The organism is Pseudoalteromonas sp. AS84 (genome assembly GCF_038900255.1).
In the GTDB taxonomy this organism is placed as follows: Bacteria; Pseudomonadota; Gammaproteobacteria; order Enterobacterales; family Alteromonadaceae; genus Pseudoalteromonas.
Map to the genome: position 1 here is coordinate 132,930 of NZ_JBBMQY010000009.1, position 22,139 is coordinate 155,068.

Annotated in this window: 22 protein-coding genes; 14 read left to right on the plus strand and 8 right to left on the minus strand. The window is 40.3% G+C overall.

Annotated features, from left to right (window positions below; genetic code table 11):
- On the minus strand, positions 1-1,014 hold the full coding sequence (galE, locus tag WNY79_RS11475) for a UDP-glucose 4-epimerase GalE (protein ID WP_342875914.1): 1,014 nt from the start codon (positions 1,012-1,014) through the stop codon (positions 1-3).
- A 267-nt stretch (positions 1,015-1,281) separates the two neighbouring features.
- On the opposite strand from galE, the gene WNY79_RS11480 reads away from it, so the two are divergent.
- A complete protein-coding gene (locus WNY79_RS11480; RefSeq protein WP_342875915.1) occupies positions 1,282-2,130 on the plus strand; it encodes an SDR family NAD(P)-dependent oxidoreductase in 849 nt (282 codons plus the stop codon).
- The gene (locus WNY79_RS11485; RefSeq protein WP_342875916.1) at positions 2,105-2,386 is read left to right on the plus strand and encodes an antibiotic biosynthesis monooxygenase; all 282 of its coding nucleotides are present in this window, start codon (positions 2,105-2,107) and stop codon (positions 2,384-2,386) included. Before WNY79_RS11480 ends, WNY79_RS11485 begins: the two co-directional genes overlap by 26 nt.
- 77 nt (positions 2,387-2,463) lie before the next feature.
- On the opposite strand, the gene WNY79_RS11490 is transcribed toward WNY79_RS11485, so the two are convergent.
- Positions 2,464-2,703, minus strand: a complete 240-nt coding sequence (locus WNY79_RS11490; RefSeq protein ID WP_149594490.1) for a YdcH family protein — start codon at positions 2,701-2,703, stop codon at positions 2,464-2,466.
- A gap of 128 nt (positions 2,704-2,831) precedes the next feature.
- The gene (locus WNY79_RS11495; protein ID WP_342875917.1) at positions 2,832-3,743 is read right to left on the minus strand and encodes a LysR family transcriptional regulator; all 912 of its coding nucleotides are present in this window, start codon (positions 3,741-3,743) and stop codon (positions 2,832-2,834) included.
- A 124-nt stretch (positions 3,744-3,867) separates the two neighbouring features.
- Between WNY79_RS11495 and WNY79_RS11500 the strand changes: the two genes are divergently transcribed.
- The 9 genes from WNY79_RS11500 to speD all read left to right on the plus strand — a co-directional run bounded on the left by WNY79_RS11500 (position 3,868) and on the right by speD (position 12,872).
- Positions 3,868-4,857, plus strand: coding sequence for a zinc-dependent alcohol dehydrogenase family protein (locus tag WNY79_RS11500; RefSeq protein WP_342875918.1), 990 nt, complete (start codon positions 3,868-3,870; stop codon positions 4,855-4,857).
- A 177-nt stretch (positions 4,858-5,034) separates the two neighbouring features.
- Positions 5,035-5,616, plus strand: coding sequence for an aminodeoxychorismate/anthranilate synthase component II (locus tag WNY79_RS11505; protein ID WP_342875919.1), 582 nt, complete (start codon positions 5,035-5,037; stop codon positions 5,614-5,616).
- Positions 5,617-5,659: 43 nt separating this feature from the next.
- Positions 5,660-6,820, plus strand: coding sequence for an HDOD domain-containing protein (locus tag WNY79_RS11510; protein ID WP_170072859.1), 1,161 nt, complete (start codon positions 5,660-5,662; stop codon positions 6,818-6,820).
- Between the two features lie 379 nt (positions 6,821-7,199).
- Positions 7,200-8,405 carry an aspartate aminotransferase family protein gene (locus WNY79_RS11515; protein ID WP_169044608.1) on the plus strand — a complete coding sequence of 402 codons (1,206 nt, stop codon included), beginning with the start codon at positions 7,200-7,202 and terminating at the stop codon, positions 8,403-8,405.
- Positions 8,406-8,490: 85 nt separating this feature from the next.
- On the plus strand, positions 8,491-9,507 hold the full coding sequence (astA, locus tag WNY79_RS11520; protein ID WP_342875920.1) for an arginine N-succinyltransferase: 1,017 nt from the start codon (positions 8,491-8,493) through the stop codon (positions 9,505-9,507).
- A gap of 15 nt (positions 9,508-9,522) precedes the next feature.
- Positions 9,523-10,992 (plus strand): succinylglutamate-semialdehyde dehydrogenase, encoded by a 1,470-nt coding sequence (gene astD, locus WNY79_RS11525; protein WP_342875921.1) that lies wholly within the window; start codon positions 9,523-9,525, stop codon positions 10,990-10,992.
- A 132-nt stretch (positions 10,993-11,124) separates the two neighbouring features.
- Positions 11,125-11,472, plus strand: coding sequence for a DUF3802 family protein (locus WNY79_RS11530; protein WP_007580087.1), 348 nt, complete (start codon positions 11,125-11,127; stop codon positions 11,470-11,472).
- Positions 11,473-11,557: 85 nt separating this feature from the next.
- Entirely contained in the window at positions 11,558-11,971 is a 414-nt protein-coding gene (locus WNY79_RS11535) for an OsmC family protein (protein ID WP_024600073.1), read from the plus strand.
- 88 nt (positions 11,972-12,059) lie between these two features.
- Positions 12,060-12,872, plus strand: a complete 813-nt coding sequence (speD, locus tag WNY79_RS11540; RefSeq protein ID WP_007376266.1) for an adenosylmethionine decarboxylase — start codon at positions 12,060-12,062, stop codon at positions 12,870-12,872.
- A gap of 53 nt (positions 12,873-12,925) precedes the next feature.
- On the opposite strand, the gene WNY79_RS11545 is transcribed toward speD, so the two are convergent.
- Together WNY79_RS11545 and WNY79_RS11550 are read right to left on the minus strand one after the other, a co-directional pair.
- The gene (locus WNY79_RS11545; RefSeq protein WP_342875922.1) at positions 12,926-14,269 is read right to left on the minus strand and encodes a M24 family metallopeptidase; all 1,344 of its coding nucleotides are present in this window, start codon (positions 14,267-14,269) and stop codon (positions 12,926-12,928) included.
- A gap of 130 nt (positions 14,270-14,399) precedes the next feature.
- The gene (locus WNY79_RS11550; RefSeq protein WP_342875923.1) at positions 14,400-15,695 is read right to left on the minus strand and encodes an HAAAP family serine/threonine permease; all 1,296 of its coding nucleotides are present in this window, start codon (positions 15,693-15,695) and stop codon (positions 14,400-14,402) included.
- A 445-nt stretch (positions 15,696-16,140) separates the two neighbouring features.
- On the opposite strand from WNY79_RS11550, the gene WNY79_RS11555 reads away from it, so the two are divergent.
- The 3 genes from WNY79_RS11555 to WNY79_RS11565 all read left to right on the plus strand — a co-directional run bounded on the left by WNY79_RS11555 (position 16,141) and on the right by WNY79_RS11565 (position 18,883).
- The gene (locus WNY79_RS11555; protein WP_342875924.1) at positions 16,141-16,938 is read left to right on the plus strand and encodes an alpha/beta hydrolase; all 798 of its coding nucleotides are present in this window, start codon (positions 16,141-16,143) and stop codon (positions 16,936-16,938) included.
- Between the two features lie 342 nt (positions 16,939-17,280).
- Complete coding sequence (locus tag WNY79_RS11560) at positions 17,281-17,697, plus strand: hypothetical protein (protein ID WP_342875925.1); 417 nt, start codon at positions 17,281-17,283, stop codon at positions 17,695-17,697.
- Positions 17,690-18,883 carry a DUF6575 domain-containing protein gene (locus WNY79_RS11565; RefSeq protein ID WP_342875926.1) on the plus strand — a complete coding sequence of 398 codons (1,194 nt, stop codon included), beginning with the start codon at positions 17,690-17,692 and terminating at the stop codon, positions 18,881-18,883. Before WNY79_RS11560 ends, WNY79_RS11565 begins: the two co-directional genes overlap by 8 nt.
- 95 nt (positions 18,884-18,978) lie before the next feature.
- On the opposite strand, the gene cysQ is transcribed toward WNY79_RS11565, so the two are convergent.
- The 3 genes from cysQ to WNY79_RS11580 are packed head-to-tail and all read right to left on the minus strand — an operon-like array spanning position 18,979 to position 22,109.
- On the minus strand, positions 18,979-19,749 hold the full coding sequence (gene cysQ, locus WNY79_RS11570) for a 3'(2'),5'-bisphosphate nucleotidase CysQ (RefSeq protein ID WP_342875927.1): 771 nt from the start codon (positions 19,747-19,749) through the stop codon (positions 18,979-18,981).
- 9 nt (positions 19,750-19,758) lie between these two features.
- A complete protein-coding gene (gene cysC, locus WNY79_RS11575; RefSeq protein WP_010555008.1) occupies positions 19,759-20,352 on the minus strand; it encodes an adenylyl-sulfate kinase in 594 nt (197 codons plus the stop codon).
- A 32-nt stretch (positions 20,353-20,384) separates the two neighbouring features.
- Entirely contained in the window at positions 20,385-22,109 is a 1,725-nt protein-coding gene (locus tag WNY79_RS11580) for an SLC13 family permease (RefSeq protein WP_342875928.1), read from the minus strand.
- Between the last annotated feature and the right edge of the window lie 30 nt (positions 22,110-22,139).

Genomic DNA, 22,139 nt, shown 5'->3' on the forward strand with positions numbered 1-22,139 from the left:
TTAACTCTCCAACCCACTTGGGTAATTAGTTTGCCAGCGCCATGTATCGTTGGTCATGTCGCTAAGTGTTAGTTCTGCGTGCCAGTTAAGTGTGTTTTGCGCTTTTGTAGCATCGGCGTAATTACAGGCAATATCGCCTGCTCGGCGCGGTGCACTTTTATAAGGAATATCTTTATTGGCTGATGCGCTAAATGCTTTGATCATATCGAGCACTGAATAGCCTTGCCCGGTGCCTAGGTTATAAGCATGAAAGGCGGTATCTGTTTTATGCTGCATAAAAGCGGCAACGTGGCCTTTAGCTAAATCTAAAACGTGAATATAGTCGCGTACGCCTGTGCCATCTTCGGTGTCATAGTCGTCACCAAAAATATTAACCACGTCGCGTTTACCTACCGCTGTTTGAGCAATAAATGGCATTAAGTTGTTAGGAATGCCATTAGGGCTCTCACCTAATAAACCACTTGGGTGTGCACCTACTGGGTTAAAGTAACGAAGCGCAATGCCCATAAATTTACTGTTGGCATTACATACGTCTTGCATGGCTTGTTCAACCATGACTTTAGTCCAACCATAAGGGTTAGTTGCGCGTATAGGGTGCTTTTCGTCAATAGGGAGGTAGTCGGGTTCGCCGTACACAGTAGCTGATGAGCTAAATATAATGTGGTTAACGTCTGCCTCTTGCATGCTCTGTAACATACTTAATGTGCCCGACACATTATTTTGATAATAACGAAGTGGCTGCTCAGTTGATTCGCCAACAGCTTTTAAAGCTGCAAAATGAAAAACAGCTTCGGCTTTAGTATGTTTTAGAGCGAGCTTAAACTGTTGCTCGTCTTGTATGTCGCCCAAAATAAACTCAAACCGAGTACCCGTAATCTTTTCGAGTTGGTCAAGCACCCGCGCACTTGCATTAGACAAGTTATCATAAATAACAGGTGTAATACCTGCTTCATGCAATGCAATACATGTGTGGCTACCTATGTAACCCATGCCGCCAGTAACTAAAACTTTCATGTTATTTCTCGAAAAGGGTATTTATATGATAAATACTACTATTAAGGTGATTTAAAAACAATAGTTATGATTGTTGAGTAATTCAAATAAAAGCATAAAAAACATTCAGCTTAAACACTCATCTGCCTTTTAAAGGAATGCTTTTATATTAACTAACATAGGCTTAGCTTTATCAATTAATTCTATAAACTGATTCAACTATTGGCCTAATTATCAGCAGTAAGTCGGGGTGCTAATATAGCGAAAATAAAGTAAGGAGAGATCAACATGAACAAAACAATTTTACTTACCGGTGCTACCGATGGCATTGGGCTAGAAACTGCAAAGATGTTATTAGCCCAAGGCCACACCGTATTATTGCATGGCCGCAATCAAGATAAATTAAATAACGTACAAAGTGCCTTAAATGAGCAATACCCGCAGGCAAGCACTGTAACTTACGTCGCTGATTTAAGTGATATGGCGCAAGTACAAACATTAGCGCAAAGCGTTCTGAGCGATTTACAACAAGCAGATAAAGTACTTGATGTACTTATTAACAATGCAGGTGTATACAAACTTGCTGATATAACGACAAAAGAAGGGCTCGATGCACGTTTTGCGGTAAATACTATTGCCCCTTATTTGCTTACTAAATTGCTATTGCCTGTTATGAATGTGCAATCGCGCGTTGTAAACGTATCATCTGCTGCGCAATCAAGCGTTAACTTTGAGTCCTTAGTAGGTAATAAGCCACTTTCAGATAGCGCAGCCTATGCACAAAGTAAGTTGGCTATTACTATGTGGTCACGTCATTTAGGGCTTGCGCTTAAAGGCGCGGGGCCACTAGTTATATCGGTAAACCCTAAATCGTTACTAGGTAGTAAAATGGTAAAAGATGCTTATGGGCTTGATGGCGGTGACCTAAAATTAGGGGCTGATATTTTTTGTCGTGCAGCTTTAAGCGATGAATTTAAAGACTCAACAGGCCTTTACTTTGATAATGACGCAGAGCGCTTTGCACCTCCACACCCAGATGCACTTAATAACGCTAAAAACCAGCAGCTTGTTGATACCTTAGATTCTGTATTAGCGCAGCTTAAGTTAGGTAATGCAGCAGCTTATTACCTCAGCTAAAAATGAAGAAGGTACGGTTATGTATGAGTGGACGATTAGCGAGAATAACCGCAGCGTACATATTTATGAGCGTTACCAAAATGAAGCCGCAGCAAAGTTACATCTGCAAGGGTGGGGCGAAAGTGGCCCGTTATTTTTAAGTATGGTTGATATGCAGCGAGTGACTGTTTACAGCCAGCTTAGTGAAGAATTTGCCAAAGCCTTTGCAGGTCCAAGCACTGTATTTATGAAGCCAATAGGTGGGTTTGTAAATTAGAAAGTAGTAAACGTTTTACCCTTTGTTGATCTAAAGAGCTCACCTCATCAGTGAGCTCTTTTTTCATTTATACAATGCTATTCTTGTTGTAAACGTTCGTAGAGCCAATCTTTTAACTCAGAACGGTCATGCTTTAGCTGATGCATTTGTTCATCGCTTATGGGCGCATCTTTGAGTTCTAACACTCTTATTTCTTTATCTAGTTTGTCGTACTTATCTGCTTTTTTTGCAAATTCAGTATCGCTTTCATTTAATTCGGCAATGGTCTTTAAGTACTCTGGAAAGTCATTTGTTAATGAGTGGTCTTCGCCTAACATATTCGCTCCTTAATAGGATATAAATGAGTTGTTTAAGTGAATTACTGCCTTCATATAATACACTGGGGTTCAAACAATCATAAATCAACCATTGCCAACTTAATTTGATATAACTCAAACAACCGCTTTTACTTTTTAGCAGTTGTTGTTTTTTCCCAATAAGGGGTTTCACCAAAGTACTCAATAAAGTGATCGATAAACGCACGTACTTTAGGCGCTAAAAGTCGGTTGCTTGGGTAAACTGCCCAAATATCGACATCAGCTACTAGGGGGAAGTCTTTTAACACTTCAACTAGGCTGCCATCTTCTAAATATTTATAGCTACACCAATTTGAACTAATAGTAATACCTAACCCTTGTACACATGCATCACGAACGGCTTCACCATTATCAAAACGTAGTGCGCCTCTGGTTTTAATATTAAGAGTGTCCCTACCTGATTTAAAACCCCAGCTCTCTATACTAGCTAAGTTAATAGTTTGATGATTAACTAAATCTTGCGGTGTTTTAGGCAAGCCGTTTTTAGCTATATACTCGGGCGATGCGCACAAAATGCGGTTGTCTGTTGCTAGTTTTCGAGCAATTAGGTTTGAATCTTTAAGTGCCGCATCACGAATTGCAATATCAAAACCGCCTTCTACTAAATCAACAATAGTATCGCTAAAGCGACAATCTATAGTCAGCCCTGGGTATTTTTGCATAAAGCTTTTTAAGGCAGGGACTATATGCATGCGCCCAAAAGAAGCAGGCGCAGTGATACGTAATGTACCTTGGGGCACTAAACTTCCTGCACCAACCGATGCGCGGGCCGTTTCTAATGTTGCTAGCACCTCTTGTGCATGAGGTAAAAATGCCTCACCTTCTTCGGTCAGCGATACTTTGCGCGTAGTACGATGAATAAGCCGTACTCCTAAGTTTTCCTCAAGCTTACTAATATAGGCACTCGCTACTGCTGGTGATAAGTCAAGCTCTCTTCCTGCAAGGCTTATATTATACGTATTAGCAATGCGTACAAACAAAGCAAGATGGTCGTTATTCATACTCTATTCTCAATATTATGTTGAAACAGATTGTGTATTTAGCCTTATTATCATTTATTAAAAGCAAAGCTACAATGAAACTTCATTACACATTAACTATAAACAGCTAATAGAGGCAACACTCATGAAAGCAATGACAATTAATAATTTTGGTGGCACTGAAGAGTTTGTAGCAGCGGAGGTTGCAAAACCACAAGTAACTGCAGGTAACGTATTGGTTCGCATTGCTGCAACGAGCGTTAATACAATTGATATGATGATTCGTCAAATGGGTGCCGATTTACCATTTGCTCCAAAGTTACCAGGCATTTTAGGTATGGACTTTGCGGGCACTATTGAAGCTGTGGGAGACGGTGTAACAGAGTTTACTGTTGGTGACGAAATTTACGGTTGTGCTGGTGGCCTAGGCGATTTACCAGGTGCACTTGCTGAGTTTATGCTTGCTGATAAGCGCTTAATTGCTCACAAACCTAAAAATCTAACCATGAAAGAAGCAGCCGCTATTCCACTTGTAGGTATTACTGCACTTGAAGGCTTAACACGTGCAAATGTAAAAGCAGGTCAAAAAGTGTTAGTGCACGGTGGCGCAGGTGGTGTAGGCCATTTAGCTGTACAACTAGCTAAACACTTTGGCGCTGATGTTTACTCAACTGGCGGTAACGCAGAGCAACTAGCACTAATAGAAAGCTTTGGCGCTACAGGCATTAACTTTAAAGACGAAACCGTAGAGCAATACGTTGAAAAACACACCAGTAATATTGGCTTTGACATGGTATTTGACACTGTAGGTGGTGGTAACCTTACTAACTCGTTTGCAGCAGCAAAGCTAAATGCACAGGTATCTACAACGCTTTCTTTATTAGAAGTAGACTTAAGTCCAGTACACTTTAAAGGGTTATCGTTAAACGTAATCTTTATGCTTATCCCGATGATCCACGACTTTAATCGTCAAGATCATGGCGACAAACTAGCAAAGCTTGCACAAATTGTAGAAGCAGGCGGTATGCGCCCAGTACTTGATGAGCAAGATTTTACACTTGCCGGCACAGCTAAAGCACACGACCGTTTAGCTAGCGGTCAAGCAATGGGCAAAGTTGTTATAAACGTACAATAATGTATTAAGGTCGGCTTTTTAGCCGGCTTCTTTATAATCCTCATATTCCTTCAAAATATAGCCCTAACGTAAGAAAAACAAACCTCATTTATATTGACTAATTAATAGTGGTAGAATGCAGCGCTTAGTACCACTTGTGTGAAGTAGTGGTCAATAATTTATAAGGTCTGTTGTGTAATGCTGTTAATGATCGATAACTACGATTCGTTTACTTACAACTTAGTGCAATATTTTCAGCGTTTAGATCAAGACGTTTTAGTGAAACGTAATGACGAGCTAAGCATTGCACAAATAAAACAGTTAAACCCGCAGCACATCGTGTTATCGCCTGGGCCATGCACGCCTAACGAAGCGGGTATTTCGTTAAATATTGTTGAGCAACTAAAAGGGCAATATCCTATTTTAGGGATTTGCTTGGGGCATCAAACTATCGCGCAAGCTTTAGGAGGAGATGTAATACGTGCTAAAAAAGTAATGCACGGTAAAACATCACCCATAGTTCACACTAATAAAGGGGTGTTTAAAGGCTTAGCTAACCCGTTAACAGTATGTCGTTATCATTCTTTAGTGGTTAAAGAGCAAACTCTACCTAAAGAACTTGAAGTAACCGCATGGACTCAGACTGAGCAAGGCGAGTTTGACGAAATTATGGGGTTACTTCATAAAGAACTAGCAATTGAAGGTGTGCAGTTTCACCCCGAAGCTATTCTAACTGATCAAGGCTTAGAACTGCTTGATAACTTTTTAACTCGCTTCTAATGTTATAATACACAGAGCATTTAATACTTTATTAATGGATGTCATGACTGAACTTGAAGCGCAACAGCGTACTGCCAAAATATTAAGCCAACGGGCTCATGACTTATTGCTTGGGCACAGCTTTGCGCATCAGCAAATTGGTTTCATTCATACATTAGATATAGATTACGGCGAACCGATGAAGCAACGTACTTTGCTTCAGGTTGAAGTGGCCGCACAGAATAAACGCCAGCAAAGCAGTACTGCACATCATAAGTATCGCGCTCAAGCGAGTGAGCAACTACACAAAACAATTGAAACAGCTATATATAAGCAGCTCGAAGATATAGATGGCGTAATTCATAGCACCATAGGCATTGAAGATGGCATTGCCAATATACTCGATATATTAGCTGTAAAGTCGGCATCGGTAGGGCGTTTAGAGCCATTGGTTAATGATTTAAGCTGGTTGGGTAGGGAGTTAGTAACGCTCGTTAATTTACCTTACTATCGTAATCAACGTAGTAAAAACACGTCTGTAAAAGTAGATAAGCCATCGCTCGCCCTTCGTTATATTGGCCTTGATAACTTACAGCTAGTTATACCTACATTTGCTGCCCGTCATTGGATGCCACATAGCACCGAGCCATTTTCATTATTAAAACGCCGGCTACGCGACAGCGCGATGGCAAACGCGATTGCAGCGCAAAAAATTGCACAAATTAATAATGTGAACGACGTTCATGCATTTACCCTTGGTATGCTTTTAGATGTAGGGCGAATTGCATTGGTGCGTTTGTACTTAAAAACGTTTGAGAAAGTATGGCAACGTAAAGTGCAGTTAGCCCGAAATGAAAACCAAAAAGATTTGCACACCGCATTATTAGAGCTACAGCCAGACCCGCTCTTTTTAACCACTCTACTTAGCAATAAGTCGATAGAAGTAAGCGCCAAAGTAATAGACAAAATGGCTTTTAAATATTTACCGTTTAAAGGTGTAATGCAGCAGCTAGTAAATGGGGTAGATAAGGGCGATACATTACTGCCGTTAACACAAGTAATGCTAAAGGCACGTTGCTACTCTCAATATCTTAATTTAAAAGAGCATCAACTTATTGAGCCTGACGAAACTCTAAGCTGGTTTTCGTACTTTAAGTTCACTAAAACGGAACTAAAAACCCTCCAATCGAGTAATTTTACCAATTTAGCTATTCAAATTGACTAAAAATCTGAATTTTTTGTTAATTTTTTTGCGACTAACCATTCATTCTCACTCTATTGTTATATTGCATATTTGCCGATTAAAGCGTCCGCGCCTCGGTGCTCATGCGGTTAGTTGCCTAAAAATAAGCATAAATAGTTATGCAAATAGTTATTCACTATCTATGAAATAATATCTTTAGCCCTTTATTTTCAAGGGATACATGAAAGTTTTTAACGAGACAGATATAAGTAATTCTGAAATAATGTGCGTCTGAAAATTGAACCACAAAGCAATTTTGCGCAATTATCAGGTTACTGATCTTGCCTATAAAGTTGGTTACAAATATTAACCAAACACCTATTTTGATGTTTTGTGTTGCTCACAATTAAGAGGAAATAAAATGACAGTCAATCGCGAATTATTTGATCACGTAATGGTTCCTAACTACGCACCTTCAAGCGTAATTCCTGTTCGAGGCGAAGGTTCTCGCGTATGGGATCAACAAGGTCGAGAGTTTATCGACTTTGCTGGTGGTATTGCAGTTAACTGTCTTGGCCATTGCCACCCTGCATTAGTAGGCGCATTAAAAGAGCAAGGCGAAAAAATCTGGCATCTATCAAATGTAATGACCAATGAGCCGGCACTTCGCCTAGCTAAAAAAATGGTTGATGCTACATTTGCTGAAAAAGTTTACTTTGCCAACTCAGGCGCAGAAGCAAACGAAGCAGCGCTTAAATTAGCGCGTCGTTTTGCACTTGATAAGTTTGGCGCAGAAAAATCACAAATCATCGCGTTCAACAAAGGTTTCCACGGTCGTACATTCTTTACCGTAACTGTTGGTGGCCAAGCTGCATATTCAGATGGTTTTGGTCCTAAGCCTGGCGACATTGTACATTGTGATTACAACGACCTAGCTGCTTTTGAAGCGCTTATCAGCGACAAAACATGTGCCGTAATGATGGAACCTCTTCAAGGTGAAGGCGGTATTGTTTCACCAACTGACGAGTTTGCTCAAGGCGTTCGCGATTTATGTACTAAACATAACGCACTGCTTATTTTTGATGAAGTTCAAACTGGTGTTGGCCGTACTGGCGATTTATACGCATACCAAGGCTTAAACATAGTACCTGATATTTTAACTTCAGCTAAAGCACTTGGCGGCGGTTTCCCTATTGGCGCTATGATCACAACAACTGAAATTGCACAGCATCTTAAAGTAGGTACTCATGGTTCTACTTATGGCGGCAACCCGCTTGCGTGTGCTGTTGCAGAAGCTGCATTTGATACAGTAAATACCCCAGAAGTACTTGCTGGCGTAAAAGCTAAAGCAGCATTATTTAATGAACTACTGACTGCGGTTAACGAAAAATACAACGTATTTAGCGAAATCCGTGGCCAAGGTTTATTAATTGGTGCAGTAGTGAACGAGCAATATAAAGGTCGTGCAAAAGAGTTTTTAGTGGCGGGTACTGAGCAAGGCCTTATGTCATTAGTTGCTGGTGCAGACGTAATACGTTTCACTCCATCTTTAGTAATTCCTGAAGCGGACATTCGCGAAGGTATGGCACGCTTTGAAAAAGCAGTAGCAAGCGTAGTAAACGCATAAGCGACTTAAGCCAACCAATTAAGGGCAAGCACTGCTTGCCCTGCAATTCCTATTTACCGTTATTTATAAGGGAGCAAGCGGACTCATGATGATCCTTCGCCCAATCCAGCAAAATGATTATTCAGCATTACTGAAAATTGCCCACGAATCAGGGCATGGTTTTACGTCTTTGCCATTAAACGAAGAACTATTGCAAAAAAAGATCGACCATTCAGTAAGCTCTTTTGCTAAACAAACGTCACAACCTGGTGACGAAGGCTACCTGTTTGTTCTTGAAGATAGCGAAACCGGTGAAGTTGTAGGAACGTCTGCAATTGAAGCGGCTGTAGGGCTTGATGATGCATTTTATCATTATCACTTAAGTAAAGTGATTCACTCTTCGCGCACATTAGACGTATACAAAGCGGTTGATATTCTAACGCTATGTAACGACTACACAGGTGCTACAGAGCTTTGCACATTGTTTTTAAAAGATGGTTATCGTAAAAACTGTAACGGTAAACTACTTTCAAAAGCGCGCTTTATGTTTATAAAACAGCATCAAGAGCGTTTTGCACAAACAGTGATTGCAGAAATGCGCGGTGTGTCTGACCAAAACGGCAGTAGCCCTTTTTGGCAGTGGCTAGAAGAGCATTTTTTCTCAATGGATTTTCCAACAGCCGATTACCTAACAGGTATTGGCCAAAAGGTTTTCATTGCTGAACTAATGCCTAAATATCCAATTTACGTAAATTTGCTAAGTAAAGATGCGCAAGCTGTAATAGGTAAGGTACACGACAACACACGCCCAGCAATTGAATTATTAAAAAGCGAAGGCTTTACGTTTAATGGCTACGTAGATATTTTTGACGCGGGCCCAACTGTTGAAGCCAAAGTAGATAACATTGCGACTATTCGAAATGCGCATAACTTTAAAGTTGAAATAGGCCAAATGACTGGCGACACCATGGTGTTACTAGCTAACGAAAAGCTGAATGACTTTAGAGCGACTGTTGCGCCAATGTCGTTTGACGATCGAGCTAAAAGCCTTATTTTATCGCAAGAAATAGCAGATGCACTGCATTTGCAAGCTGGCGATATTGTTAGCGCAACCCCAGTTTAATTTAGGAGAAAGTATATGACTCATCCTGCACAATTTATAAATGGTCAATGGTCACAAGGCCAAGGCACAGAATTTAATTCAGTAAACCCTGCAAATAACGACGTTATTTGGCAGGCTTCATCGGCAACTGCGGCGCAAGTAGACACCGCAGTAAATGCAGCGCGCGAAGCGTTTTATGCATGGGCTGATAAAAGCTTTACTGAGCGTTTAGAAATAATTAAAGCATTCGCAGCGCAATTAAAAGAAAACAGCGAAGAGCTCGCTATTACTATCGCACAAGAAACAGGTAAGCCACTGTGGGAAACTCGCACAGAAGCGGGTGCTATGGTTGGTAAAATTGCCATTTCTGAAAAAGCATTTTTAGAGCGCACTGGCGACGTAGAAAACGCAATGCCACTTGGCCGTGCGATGATTCGCCATAAGCCACATGGTGTTGTAGCCGTATTTGGTCCGTATAACTTTCCGGGTCACTTACCTAATGGGCATATTGTTCCAGCGCTTTTAGCGGGTAACACAGTTGTGTTTAAACCGTCTGAACTTACTCCTAAAGTTGCTGAGCTTACGCTTAAGCTGTGGGAAAAAGCAGGTTTACCAGCAGGTGTAATTAACCTTGTACAAGGTGAAGTAGAAACGGGTAAAGCCCTTGCTGCTCACAAAGGTATTGATGGCTTGTTCTTTACGGGTTCTTCGCGCACTGGTCATATTTTACATGAACAGTTTGCAGGCCAACCTGGTAAAATTTTAGCATTAGAAATGGGTGGTAATAACCCACTTATTATTACTGACGTTGAAGACACTAAAGCTGTTGTACACGACATTATTCAATCAGCGTTTATTTCAAGTGGCCAGCGTTGTACGTGTGCACGTAAACTGTTTTTACCAACAGGTAGTAAAGGCGATGTGATTTTAGAGCGCCTTATCACTGCAACTAAAGCGATTAAAGTAGGTAACTATGACGATGCAGACCAGCCATTTATGGGTTCTATGATCTCATCAGCTGCAGCAGCAGGCATGGTTAAAGCGCAAAACGAGCTTGTTGAGCTTGGCGCTCAAGTATTAGTAGAACTTGAGCACACAGCCAATACCGGCTTTGTAACACCAGGTATTATTGAGTGTACAAATATTAGTGACTTCCCAGATGAAGAGCATTTTGGACCACTTTTAAAAGTATTCCGCTTTGACGACTTTGACCAAGCCATTGATAAAGCAAACGATACAACCTTTGGTTTATCGGCTGGTTTATTAAGTGATAGTGCAGCAGATTACGACCACTTCTTACGTCGTATTCGTGCAGGTATTGTTAACTGGAATCGCCCAATTACTGGCGCATCTAGCGCAGCACCGTTTGGTGGTATTGGTGCATCGGGCAACCACAGAGCAAGCGCGTATTATGCAGCTGATTACTGTGCATACCCAGTTGCTTCGGTAGAGCTTGAAAAAGTAGTGATGCCAGCAACACTTAGCCCAGGCTTAAAAATAGATTAAGTAGTAATACTACTTAATTATTATAAAAGCAGCTTCGGCTGCTTTTTTTGTATTGCTAACGCGCAAAGCTAGCAATCAACAGCGCTTTCTGCTTAAATCAAAAATAATTAATTATACAAAGGTGGTACAAAAATGGTTTTAGATAGGCAAGGGTACGATGATTTGATCATGTATCTAACTCAAAATTTAGCATTGTTTGAGAAGCCAGGCGAAATAAAACCAGGTGCCCCAACAGTAATGGAATTAATCGAAGACGTGATTGCACAAAATGTGATGCTTATTTGCGAGCAGCACACAAACCTCAACACAGAGCAGCGTAGTCAAATTGTACGTGAAGTTGATGGCATAGTTTACGATTTAGAAGAAGTCCTCAGCAGCATCACCTCACAGCCTGTCACGGTTGAACAGCATGCCTTTATAGACGAATTTGCAGGTTTAGTAAAAAACCTCTTTGATAGCGCTTTAACGCAACAATCTTAGTCATTTTATAGTCCTGCGTTGCATTTTCATTTGCAACTACGGCTAACTTGCTTACAATCAAGAAAATATTTTTTGAGATATAACAATGCAAGCAAATGTAAAATGGGTTGAAGGCGATACGTTTATTGGTCGTTCTAATTCTAACCACAATGTTGTGTTTGATGGCGGCAGCGATAGTGCAGCACCAAGCCCAATGGAAATGGTTTTAATGTCAGTTGGCTGTTGTTCATCAGTTGATGTGGTTAGTATTTTAAAAAAAGCCAAACAAGATTTTTCAGATGTACAAGTACAACTAAGTGCAGAGCGCGCCGAAACAGCCCCTCGCGTGTTTACCAAAATCAACTTACACTTTGTTGTTAAAGGCAATAATGTGTCTGAAAAGCACCTTGCACGCGCCGTTTCACTCTCTGCTGAAAAGTATTGCTCGGTTGCATTAATGCTTGATAAAACAGTAGAAATTACGCATAGCCACGAAGTTGTGCAAGAACAAGCAAAATAACGCTTTTTCCTCGAGGAAAATTCGTATAAAATCCGCGAACTTTTCATTCTGCAGGTGCAGAACCCACTAATTTATAGGTTGGTTTATTATGAACAAACCCTTCGATAAACTTAAACTTCATGGTTTTAACAATTTAACCAAAAGTTTAAGCTTTAGTATTTATGATATTTGTTACGCAAAGACCGAGCAACAACGTAAAGAATATATTGAATATATCGATGAGCAGTACAGTGCAGATAGACTAACCGACATTTTAGGTGAAGTTGTTGATATTATTGGTGCTAACATTTTAAATGTAGCGCGCCAAGATTATGAACCGCAAGGCGCAAGTGTAACTATTTTGGTTTCAGAAGAACCAGTAGAAGAGCAGCAAAATTACGATGCTGACGAAGCACCAGGCCCATTACCTGATTCAGTTGTTGCGCACCTAGATAAAAGCCACATTTGTGTACACACATACCCAGAAGCTCACCCTGATGATGGTATTTGTACTTTCCGTGCTGATATTGAAGTGTCTACTTGTGGCATTATTTCGCCACTTAAAGCGTTAAACTTCTTAATTCATAGCCTTGAATCAGACGTAGTAACAATTGACTACCGCGTTCGTGGTTTTACCCGCGACATAAACGGTGTTAAGCACTACATTGATCACGCTATTAGCTCGATTCAAAACTTCATGACAGAAGATACAAAAGAAGCGTACCAAATGATGGACGTGAACGTGTATCAAGAAAACCTGTTCCATACCAAAATGATGTTAAAAGAAACCGATCTAAACACGTATTTATTCGGCCTTTCTACGGCAGATTTATCAGAGGGCGAAGAAGATGAAATTCGCTCAAAGCTGACCCGTGAAATGCAAGAAATATTCTATGGCCGTAACCTGCCAGATACAGAGTAATAGCAACGAATTAAATTAAAAATGGCGCTCAATGAGCGCCATTTTTTTATGCTTTATTTTACAAGCAATAGCTGTGTTTGTCGGCCATTTAAATACCAGACACCGCTTTTATCAAAAATAGCATCTTCCTCTAGCATTATTCTTATTTCTTTATTCCACTGTTTTATAAACACAGCATTGTTAAGCTCAATTGAGTAAGCTGTATTTAAATGTAGCGGATAGTCACCATCTCCCGGTACACCTTGCTGAGAATCCCACATACCTAATGTAGTGCCAGCAGCGTGGCCATGATAGCCAAGAGGATGAGTATAAATAGTGGGTTTTAATCCTTGATCAATAGCGGCTTTTCGTGCTGCAGCTAAAACCTCATTACCGGTTTTACCTACCGCAAATTGATTGGTAAATATGTCTTGTAGTTTATTACCGCTTTTTAGTGCTTCAACTAAGTAACTAGGCGCACTCGTTTCGTTTTCTTTGAGCACATACGCATGCTGCTGCGTGTCGGTATTTAAGCGTAAATAAGTAATCCCAAAATCTACATGAAGCAAGTCACCGGCTTGTATAACGTTATCATCGTAGCCATTGGTAAAGCTTTCTTCATGATCGAACGACTTCGCATCGGCGCGCTGAATAGCAATACTTGGATGAAACCATGTTTGTAGTTTTAGCTCTTTTACGCGCTCTCTAAACCACCATACCAAGTCATCGCTAGTTGTTTCACCAACCGTAATTGTTTTACCCGAAAACCCCTCTGCAATAATAGAGTGGGCAATAGCAACAATGTGCTTATACATTTTAACTTCTTCAGGAATGCGTTGCTCTAACCACGCAACAGCAAGCGGCTCTGCAGAAATTATTTTATTGTGATAAGCGGCGGGCAAGTTAGCCATTAAGGTTTTGTAATCGCCTAGCACAAGGCCATCGGCATGTGCCCAGTCGGTAGAAGTATTAAGCGCAATGTTGCGAGGTTTGTATTGCTCAATAAGTGTATTGAGTGCTTCCCACTGGCTTGGTTGCGTTTGTTTATCCCACCCTTTCTTAAATACGTTACCTATTTTATAAGGCGCAATAGCGTAAGCATCAACTCCACCTTGTTTATTAAGTGCAAATAGCAAAATAGTGGTGCGTCTGGCTGAAAGCCATGTTGCAGGCAGCATTGTTTTTAATATTGGATCTTCGTTATATTCACGACTTATAAGTAGCCACATATCAGTGTTGTGCTGCTTCATTAACGAGGGCATTAAGGTATTAACTCTAAGCTCAGTTATTTTATCTATAAACGCAGCGCGCTCTTTCATCGATAAAATAGCGGGAGAGTCATCGGCTTTAACAAAGAGGCTTAAAACAAGCGTAGTTAGCAAGCTTACATAAAGTAGGAGTTGTTTAGTAAAGGGCATAATTGTTTTATTTTTAGGCTAGTTAATTTATAACATGCCTGAAGAGCGACTATAAAAAAACAATTTGAGATAAACTGCACACAAAAAAGCCCAGCTAATAAGTAGCCGGGCTTTTGTATAAACAGTTTTATTACTTAAGCATACTGTATAAAAGTGCAAATACAGCAAGTGAGCCAATCGCTAATATAAATAGCGTGCTAAAGCGATTTCGGTATTTATTAAGTGCAGGTACTTTATAAACTGCAATCATTGGCATGATGAATAAAATCATCGCAATGATAGGGCCTGACAACTGATCCATCATGTCTAAAATACTTGGGTTTTTAACTGCACAAAACCAAATAGCTAAAAACATGATTAACACACCAATTTTATCGGTAACGCCAGCGCTTAAGCTTGTTTGCTTAGTTACTAAACCTGTAAAGCTTTCGCGTGCACCTAAAAAATGACCCAAAAACGACGATGTAATAGCAATAAAGGCAACAAGCGGCCCTAGTGTGGCAATAAATGAGTTATCAGTAATATTAGCAAGGTAGGATAAAACCGACACGTTAGCTGCTTTAGCCGCCGCCATTTGTTCGCCTGTAAGCGACAGCACGCAAGAGAATACAAATAACAGTACAAAGGTAATAAGTAGCAAGCTAGTGCGCTTTAAAATCGCCTCAGACTTACGTGTAGCTTGTTCGCCGTAATGACCGCGTTGCACATTTACAAAGCTTGAGATAGCCGCTGCGTGGCTAAACGAAAACACAATAATAGGAATCGATAACCACAACGTTTTACCAAAGCTGCCCATTTCAGGCACCGTCATATCTGGCATCTGCCAGCTTGGGATTAAATAAAGTGATAAAAAGAACAATATACCCACAAGCGGATACACTAAAATAGCAAAGGCACGCAGCATTAAGCGCTCGCCGCCCATCATTAAGCTAATCATACCTGCAACTAATACGCCCGAAAGTAGCACGCGAGAAGGTGATTCCATCCCCATTTGATTAACCATAAAACTATCAACAGTATTGGTTAAGCCCACACCGTAAATAAGCAAAATTGGGAATATAGATAAAAAGTACAATAAGGAAATTAACCGGCCCGCAGTCACACCAAAGTGCTCTTCAACTACATCGGTAAAGTCGGCATCTTTATTTTTTGATGAAAGTACAAAACGCGCTAATCCACGGTGCGCAAAAAAGGTCATTGGGAACGCTAAGCACGCCATAATAATTAATGGCCAAAAACCGCCAATCCCAATGTTAATAGGCAAAAATAAAATACCCGCACCAACGGCGGTACCAAATAAACTTAATGTCCACTGCGTATCGTGCAGGTTCCATTTAGTTTTTGAGTCTGAACTTGTGCTTGTGCTTGTGCTTGTGTGTGTGTTTGGCGATGCATTTGAAAGTGTTGCATCTTGAGATGTTGTCATGTGTGTGCTCATCCATTATTTAAATAATAACTGCGCCGAAGGGTATAGTTTTTAGCTTAAAATTTCATGTTTTGAGGGGGTTTGCAGGCTAATTAATTAGGCTCAATTGCAGGGTAAGTGTCATGAATACTAAACAGCGGTGTAAAAGTGAGCAAAAGCCTTAAATGACAACACCACATTATAATTTTAGAGTAGGTTGGTTAGAGCGCAGCGAAACCCAACACGCTATAGCGACACGCGAGCAGCAAAGCCAAGATAGGCGGTTTTCATAACGTAAAAACAGGGGAAGGTCATTTTTATTGGTTTTCATTTAAAATCAAAATTTGCTCCCAAAAGCTGTTAAGTAGAAGGCATTGATCAGAACTTCATAAGAGATTTTTTCTAAACTCCGTTATACTTCCTACAATTGAATACGCCAAACGAAGTAAATAGGCCACTAACTGCAATGAGCAAAGACATTCTTTTCCATACTATTTTTGTGCACGAAACCAGTAAAATATGGGTTGTATTTGTCCATGGAGCAGGTGGTAGTTCGGCAATTTGGTTTCGTCAGCTTAAGGCTTATAAAAAAGAATATAATGTATTGTTGCTTGATCTTCGTGGTCACGGTAAATCGAATAACTTAGTACAAAACTTTGTTGATAATAATTATTCGTTTAATAATGTCTCTAAAGACATTATCGATGTGTTAGATCATAACAATATTACCAGCGCGCACTTTGTTGGCATTTCATTGGGCACAATTATTATTCGAAATATTGCTGAAATTGCGCCGCAATATGTTTCTAGCATGGTGCTAGGTGGAGCGGTTACTCGTTTTAATACTCGTAGTAATACATTGGTTTATTTAGGTAATACTTTTAAACACTTCCTGCCTTATATGTGGCTGTATCGCTTATTTGCTTTTATTATGATGCCGAAAAAGCGCCATAAAGAATCTCGACTTTTGTTTGTTCGTGAAGCAAAACGCTTGTGCCAAAAAGAGTTTATAAAATGGTTTAAATTGGCTATGGACGTAAACCCTTTAATGCAATATTTCAAAGAAAAAGACATCGATATTCCCATTCTGTACATTATGGGTAAGGAAGATCATATGTTCCTTGGCCCTGTTAAAGAAATGGTTAAGCGTCATAAAAATAGCGTACTGCAAACTATTCACCAATGTGGCCATGTTTGTAACGTAGAGCGCCCTGACTTATTCAATCAGCACTCGCTTGCTTTTATCGCCCAGCAAAATCGTTAAGGGTTGTCGCTTTTAAAAAGCATTCAATTAATGGCAAGTACTTAGAAAAACTTGTAACAGCCATCATTAGCAAATTGGATCAGGTCATTCTTTTTGACTTTCGCCATACACTAAAAACAAGCCCTGACAATAAAGGATGCTAAAGAATATAATTGGCAATAACTTACACTTTTGCTAATAATAGAAGCCCATGAAATATGGGTTTTTTACGTAAAATAGTAAAAATTGATCTCTGATAAAGCTGTTAGGTATCTATAGGTTCTCTTCTTAACAGCTCTAAATTTGTACTGTACAATACGACGGCAAATACAATCTGTAAAATTATAAAGAATATAGGGAAATATGAATAGTTTACTAGATCAGTACCCCGATCATTATCCAGAGCAGTGTCCGCCTAATATGGCTCACTATCACACTGGTGATTTGTATCGATTTATTAATCGTAGCAATCCAGTTCCTAAGGATTTCGAATCATATTATGACACGAATCCTACAAAAGATTGGGGAGATAAGGCTTGTCAGGCTAGAGGCCTTTCTGTAGTAAAGTGCAGCTTAGGGGTCTTAGAAATGAGGAATGCAATTCCTGCTCTACGTAAAAAGAAAGTATCAAAAGCCAGTATTTCTGATAATTTTGGTATGTTAGGGGATACTCCTTCTTCCTCTTCTAAAAGACACTGCACATGGTGGATGCCAAAATCAATTTTAGAACCAGAAAAGCTCTTTGCAGTTATTAAAGAAAGTGAGTTATCTAATGTTTGATTTGCCTAAAAAAACACCTATGGGCGAATTGATATTACTTGATACGTTTGAGTTTTATGAGTTCCCTCGTCTCTTCAGTGCTAAATCAAAAACAGGTGCTTTATATTTAGGACTGTCAATTTTCGATGATTATGAAGAGTTTGAATGGTTATATGTTGCAATTTCTCCAGATCGCATTAAAGAGCTTATTAATCAGCGGTTATGCTTACACACAGTCTTTTCGAAGCCTGAAAATGAATACTTGTTTAAGGTTTATACTAATACAAATGGCGATACAAGGTTTGAGTATATTCTACCGGAGCAGTTAACAGCAGATGACTTACCGATTCCTGAAACTAGATTAAAAATTGAATGCAAGGTTAAGCATTATGGTCTAGGGGAAGTAGATCCAAAAATTGCTGCCGTATCATCTGTGAGAGAAACCTTTAATTTCCATCTTTACCCTTGGGACACTCAGTTGCCTGAATTAAGTTCACGTAGTTTAGGTAATATCTTACTTTCTACTCAGGAGCTAGTTGATGCCTTAGGGCAATTTTGTGAGAATGGTACACCTCCACTTAAGGGCGCCATCTCAGCAGATATTTTGCAAAAAACTAGGCTAAATACCAGTCAAATATTTGAAGGTTCTTTTGGGATTCAATTTAAATCTGCACATGTAAGTGATTTGTTTGATGATTCCTTGTCTGGAAGAGCTATTAATGAGCTGCTAGGACTATTATCAGCTCAAGATAATGAAGATAACTTAAGTAATAAATTACACCTCCTTAAAGGTCGGGTAGCTTCAAAATATAGAAGTTTATTAAAAGAAATCAATAGGCTAGGCTCAGGTGTGAAATTTGATTGGGGTTCACCTAATAGCGCGCACGGCGGAAGGTTGGAACTCACAAAAGCGCAAGTAGAAAAGGCTCATTCAATAGTTGATAAAATTGATGTACAAATGTCTGAATCAGTAGAGATTAAAGCTAAGCTCATTGGCATTAATGTCCGAACTAAACGCTACGAAATTTCAGAAGTTGAAACAGATGTCAGCTATTCAGGTAAGGTTTCAATAGAAGCAATCGGTGATATCGAACATGCGATAATTAACAATAATTATATAGTGACCTTAAAGAAGTTAATCGAAACAAAGTCATCTTCAGGCGATGAAACTATCAAATGGGTTCTCGTGGCTTTAAAAGACAGCTGACAAGTCAATTTGTGAGCATTTCCTCATCATATACAATAACGTTAAGCTATCACTTGTTTTACTGACAACTGATAGCTAACCACTCAAAACTGCCCTTACTCTTCTATCGCACTCACAATAAAATACGGATTTAAATACTCGTCTTTGTTGTTATAAATAAGCGGGCTGCCATCAACTTGGGTCACTTTTGCACCGGCTATTTCGGCAATTGCATGGCCTGCACCTGTATCCCATTCACACGTTGGGCCCAAGCGCGGGTAAATATCGGCGCTGCCCTCAGCCACTAAACACAGCTTTAGAGAGCTGCCTTTAGACACCATTTCAACATCGTCAAAGCGTTTTACAAACTCGGCTAAATCGGGTGATGGATGCGAGCGACTGCCAACAACACGTATTAACCCTTTGTTAGGTTTAGTCGTTACTTTAAGCTCAATTCGCTCATCGCCTTTATCTTTAAATGCGCCAATGGCTTCGGCGGCTAAGTACGATACGCCAAGGGCAGGTGCATCGACTACGGCTAAAATAGGAATACCATTTTTAATTAGGGCGATGTTTACGGTAAATTCACCGTTCTTTTTAATAAATTCTTTAGTGCCGTCGATTGGGTCAACTAACCAGTAGCTTTTCCACGTTTGGCGTACATCCCAGCTTATGTCGGCGTTTTCTTCACTGAGTATTGGAATGTCGGGTGTGAGCTGTTGAAGCCCTGCCACAATCAGTTTGTGAGCTGCTAAATCGGCGTCGGTTACGGGGCTTTCATCGGCTTTGTACTCAACGTTAAAATCCTTTTCGTAAATTCCCATTATTGCTTGGCCTGCTTTGCGGGCAAGGATGAGAGTTTCTTCTAGCAGTTCGGTTTGATTCATGGGGTTAACCTATATTATGTGCTTTTGTTTTAGATACGTTATCAGTTGTGTAACCGATTGGTCTAGGGTGTTTTTACTTGTATCTAAAATTATTTCTGGATTGTTTGGCACTTCGTAGCTTGAATCGATACCGGTGAAGTGTTTTATCTCCCCAGCACGGGCTTTTTTGTATAAGCCTTTTGGATCGCGGCTTTCGCATACATCAAGCGGGGTATCGATAAATACTTCGATAAATTCGCCGTCGTCTACTAAGCTGCGCACCATGTCACGTTCTGCTCTAAAGGGCGATATAAACGCAGTAAGTACTAACAAGCCAGCGTCGGTCATTAGTTTTGCGGTTTCGCCTACGCGACGTATGTTTTCAATGCGGTCTTCGTCGCTAAAGCCTAGGTCTTTACATAACCCGTGGCGTACGTTGTCGCCATCGAGCAGGTAAGTGTGCGTACCTTGTTGATTAAGCGCTGCTTCTAATGCGTTTGCTACAGTACTTTTGCCAGAGCCTGAAAAGCCGGTAAACCATAAAATAGCGGGCTTATGTTTTTTTTGCTCACTACGCTGTGCTTTTGTAGTTGCGTAGTTATGCCAAACTATATTTTCATCCATAGTGAGAGTCTCTTATGCTGTGAGCGCAGGTATTAAAACGGAAATACCAGCGGGATCAAGGTTAATACCGTGATTGAATAAATAATAGAAAGGGGTAAGCCCATCACTATGTAATCTTTTAAGCGATAGTTACCCGCGCTATAAACCATTAGATTAGTTTGATACCCAAATGGCGATATAAAGCTGGCTGATGCGCCAAAGGCAACCGCCATAATAAACGGTAGCGGGTCTACATTAAAACCAACCGCGAGCGAGTAAGCAACAGGAAACGACAAGGCAGCTGCTGCGTTATTAGTAATAAGCTCGGTAAATAATACGGTCATTAAAAATATAGCTATAAATGCGCCGTACGGGCCAAAGTCGCCAAGTACCATAAACATGGCGTCGGATATTTGCCCGGCAAGTCCGGTGCCTATCATTAACTTGGCAAGGCCAATGGCGCTGCCTACGACCACTAATAACTCGATAGGAAAACGGCGTTTTACTTCGTTAAGTTTTATGGTGCCACTTAGCATTAAGCCAATCAGTAATACTAATAAGCCTTTAACCAGCGGGACTATACCAATAATGCTTAAACCCAGTACTGCGGCAAAGCTTAGAAGCACAATGTTTGATTGTTTAGGTGCAAGGTGGGCTTGTAAGTCAAACCCTGAAATATACACAAATTCGCGCTTTAAATTAGGCAAGGTGTAAAAGTTTTTGCCTGGTGCGAGTATTAGCGAGTCGCCAGCTTGTAGTTGTACTTGCCCAAGGCCGCCTTGTAAGCGGTCGTGCCCACGGCGAATGGCAATAACAGCAGCATGAAATTGCTCTCTAAAGCGGGCTTCTTTTACGGTTTTACCAATAAATTTTGATGACTGACTTACGACTACTTCTACTAAGTGTTCTATGTCTTTTTGATGATTCTCGTGCACTACTTTTAGGCCGTCGAAACGGGTAAGTAATGGCACCGATTTTATGTCACCTACAAAAAGCAGCACGTCGTCTTTTTGAATAATTTGCTGCGGGGTGACTGCGCAAATGCGGCTGCCATCGCGAATAATTTCCGCGAGGAATAAGTCTTTTAAATCACGCAGGCCGTTTTCTTCAACGGTTTGGCCTATTAATTTTGAATTTGCTTGTACTTTGCCTTCTAGGTAAAAAGGCACGACTTCTTGATCGCTTTTACCGTTGTCGGGTAAGTATTTAAGCATTACTAAAATGGTAATTAGGCCTACGCTTAGCGCGCCTAAACCCACTAAGGTAAAGTCAAAAAAGCCCAGCGGTTTCATGCCCGCATCGACTGCAAAGCCATTGACGATTAAGTTGGTTGATGTACCAATAAGCGTAATAGTGCCGCCCAAAATAGCAGTGTACGACAGCGGTAATAATAGCTTTGAAGGGGAGTGATTAGGGTTGTCTTTTATCGCGGTTATAAGCGATGCAACAACGGCGGTATTGTTAGTAAACGACGATAAAAAGGCGGTTGATAACCCTAATTTTGTTACCGATTTTACTAAACTACCTTTAGATAGCGATTGCGCTAACTTTTGAATTAGGGTGGTTTTTTCTATTGCGGTCGACACTAACACCAATAGTACTAAGGTGATAAGCGACGGGTTAGCATAATTAATTAACATGCTTTCAAGATCGATTAGCCCTGCTAAGTAGCTGGTGCCAATGGCGCTTACAAATAACCATGCTGGATTAATACGGGTGCCAAAAAGGCACCCGACTAAGGTAAGCATAATGCCTGTTAAAACGAGCTGTTCTACCATGCTTTTAAATCCCTAACAGGCTAAAGTTAA